The organism is Bradyrhizobium sp. Mp27 (assembly GCF_029953005.1).
In the GTDB taxonomy this organism is placed as follows: domain Bacteria; phylum Pseudomonadota; class Alphaproteobacteria; order Rhizobiales; family Xanthobacteraceae; genus Bradyrhizobium; species Bradyrhizobium barranii.
Window position 1 is genome coordinate 1 of record NZ_JASAUS010000386.1, and the last position, 2,605, is coordinate 2,605.

Below are 2,605 nucleotides of genomic sequence, written 5' to 3' on the forward strand. Positions count from 1 at the left end.
ACCTCGGCTTCCATGACTCGATGGAAGCCACTGTGGACCCTTATCCCGGGGTCCCGATTGGATGCCGATCACCCCGAAAACGGGGTCCTTATTCCATGCCGAAACACACGACCTGCGGCAGCAGGACATTGAGTGCATCCAAAGGCGCGAGTTTTACGTCCCCTCTACAGGCCAGGGGCATGAGATAGAGCAGCGACACAAAATGGCGGCGACGCGATTGCAGGTAGATCATCGCGTCTCCGATCGTGTCGAGCGTGATCCCCGCCCCGAAGCTGGCTTGCCCATTCATACGGAACCCGGCGCTGATGGCCGCGATCTGGAGCATAAGTCGGCAAAAGCGCTCGACGGTGCCGCCCTCTAGGTGGGGCCGCAGCGCGGCCTGCACGCTCGTGACTAATGTCGGGTTTCGGAAGAAGCGGCCGTCCAGCGGAACGGCCATGAGCCACGCGACTAGCGCATCGTCGTCGAGGCCGAAGAATGGCACATTTATGAACTCTTCAATGGCGCGGATCGTATCATGCCATACGCGGACGGTGTCGGCGCGATACTTGGCCAGCGTCGATAAAAGGCCGCCGTTGTGTTCCGCAATCTGCGTCTCCAGCAATATCCTCGCCTCGTCCCCCCCTCAATGTCCGCAGCTTCGAGGGGAAAATCGTGCTATCGTCGGGATTCATGCTTGTCGCTTTGCTCGTGCGGTCAGTCCGGCCAAGCCGCAGCTATCGAACGGCGCGAAGATGGTGGCCCATCTTTCGGCCAAGGGAGAATTTCCGGATTCCACTGAGGTCGAGGAGGCGATCAAGAAGCTGAGCGCGAAGCTGGCTTCCCTACCTCGGCTAACGCGCGAGGTGTTCAAGTTTCTTGTGGAGCGACGCGACGAGCACACCGCCGGCATTACGGACGACTTCCGGATCGCTGACCCAAAATTGCGAAGGATCTATCGTGGCGACGACCTCAACGGCGACCTCGCGCTTCTTGAGGAAGCCGGACTTATCGATGGCAACGAACCGGACGAACCGAGGGGTGCCCCATATTGGCGCCTCTACTTCCCCGGTAGGGATCACGCTTTCCACCATCTCCTTGTCGACTACCTCACCGACATGAAGGTGGATTTGCGCAAGCCGCTTGTCATGCTCGACTTCTCTGACCTCTAAATCGTTGCCCAATAGGCTTGCCAGATCCCTGTCCCGCTGGCGGCAGTGTGTCGGGAGGCCCCCCATACGGCTTATCGCCCGTGCGCTCGCTCACTCCATGCCCAAGCAAGTCACCCCCCAGGAAACGCCGATGGTCGCCTCTGGTGGGATGGAGACGACGTATCATTTTCACGCAAAGATCGGCAGAGACGAAGAAGCTTTGCTGAATCCGGCTGCTCGCCTGACCTCAACTTATTGATATACTGAAGTTTTTCGCGCTTCACTTGACTAAACCCATATTGGGTTGTATCATCCCCAAAATGGGAACGACAGACACTCCAACGAGCCTCTCGGACGCGCTGTTTTCGAACGTGCAGCAGCGCGTGCTCGGCCTCATCTTCGGCCAGCCCGAACGAAGCTTCTACACTTCAGAGATCGTTCGTACCGTCAACTCCGGAACGGGTGCGGTCGAACGTGAGTTGCGACGGCTGCAAGACAGCGGCCTCGTCACGGTTCAATGGATCGGCAATCAAAAACATTACCGAGCCAATTCCGATTCTCCGGTCTTCGGCGAACTGAAGAGTCTCGTGTTGAAAACGGTGGGATTGGCGGGACCATTGGAAGAAGCCCTGCGACCTGACGCCGACAAGATACAAGCGGCGTTTGTCTTCGGTTCAGTCGCGAAAGGCTCGGACACGGCGGCGAGCGACATTGATCTGATGGTGATCGGCGACGATCTCGATTACAGTGATCTGTACACGGCGTTGCAGGGCGCCGAGAGCAAGCTACATCGCAAGGTGAATCCGCTCTTTCTCAAGCGCCAAGACTGGCGGCGCAAAGTCTCTCGCAACGACTCCTTCGTTCAACGAATCAGCACGCAACCAAAAGTTTTCATCGTGGGATCGGAAAGAGCCCTTCAAACATGAGCAAGCCTGAGCTCGACAATCTCGTAAAGATCAAGAAACTCAAGGACGAGCCACCATCGCGATCTGAATACGATGGCATGCTGAGCGCCGCAAAGACACGGCTGCGCGATGCGCAAAACGAAGACTTGGATTCCGACAGCCAGTTTGACCTGGCCTACGGCGCCGCGCATCGACTAGCTGCGGCCACGCTCCGCCGGGAAGGCTATCGTTCTGAGGACCGCATCACTGTGTTTCAGACGCTGGTCCACACTGTCGGCACGGACAAGGCCGACATACAGATTTTCATCCGGGCACATAACGAGCGCAATCTGGCGGAGTATGAAGGCCGCACCGAAATCGACGGGGAGCTGTTGGCCGAAGTGATCCGTTGCACGAAAACGCTGGAAGCGAATGTCGCCAAACTCGCGCCGCCGCCGGAAAAGGAAAAAAGCTAGCGTAAGCAACTAGTACCCACTTTTCTTGGAACGTGAGTCGTGATTCAAGGTCGGGATGATACCCGAAGCAAGAGAAGTCCACCTTTCGAGGAAAGATCGCAAGGTGCTTGAGGCG

General features: G+C 57.5%; 4 protein-coding genes. 3 read left to right on the plus strand and 1 reads right to left on the minus strand.

Annotated features, from left to right (window positions below; all coding sequences use genetic code 11):
• Window positions 1-88: 88 nt before the first annotated feature.
• Window positions 89-604, minus strand: coding sequence for a hypothetical protein (locus QJT78_RS50075; protein WP_281460824.1), 516 nt, complete (start codon window positions 602-604; stop codon window positions 89-91).
• Window positions 605-734: 130 nt separating this feature from the next.
• Here QJT78_RS50075 and QJT78_RS50080 point away from each other — a divergent pair, with 130 nt between their 5' ends.
• The 3 genes from QJT78_RS50080 (at window position 735) to QJT78_RS50090 (ending at window position 2,490) form a co-directional block, all read left to right on the plus strand.
• Window positions 735-1,151: a hypothetical protein gene (locus QJT78_RS50080; protein WP_212491469.1), complete on the plus strand. Its 417-nt coding sequence runs from the start codon at window positions 735-737 to the stop codon at window positions 1,149-1,151.
• Between the two features lie 299 nt (window positions 1,152-1,450).
• A complete protein-coding gene (locus tag QJT78_RS50085; RefSeq protein ID WP_049810328.1) occupies window positions 1,451-2,056 on the plus strand; it encodes a nucleotidyltransferase domain-containing protein in 606 nt (201 codons plus the stop codon).
• Window positions 2,053-2,490, plus strand: coding sequence for a hypothetical protein (locus tag QJT78_RS50090; protein WP_038953170.1), 438 nt, complete (start codon window positions 2,053-2,055; stop codon window positions 2,488-2,490). Before QJT78_RS50085 ends, QJT78_RS50090 begins: the two co-directional genes overlap by 4 nt.
• Window positions 2,491-2,605 lie beyond the last annotated feature (115 nt).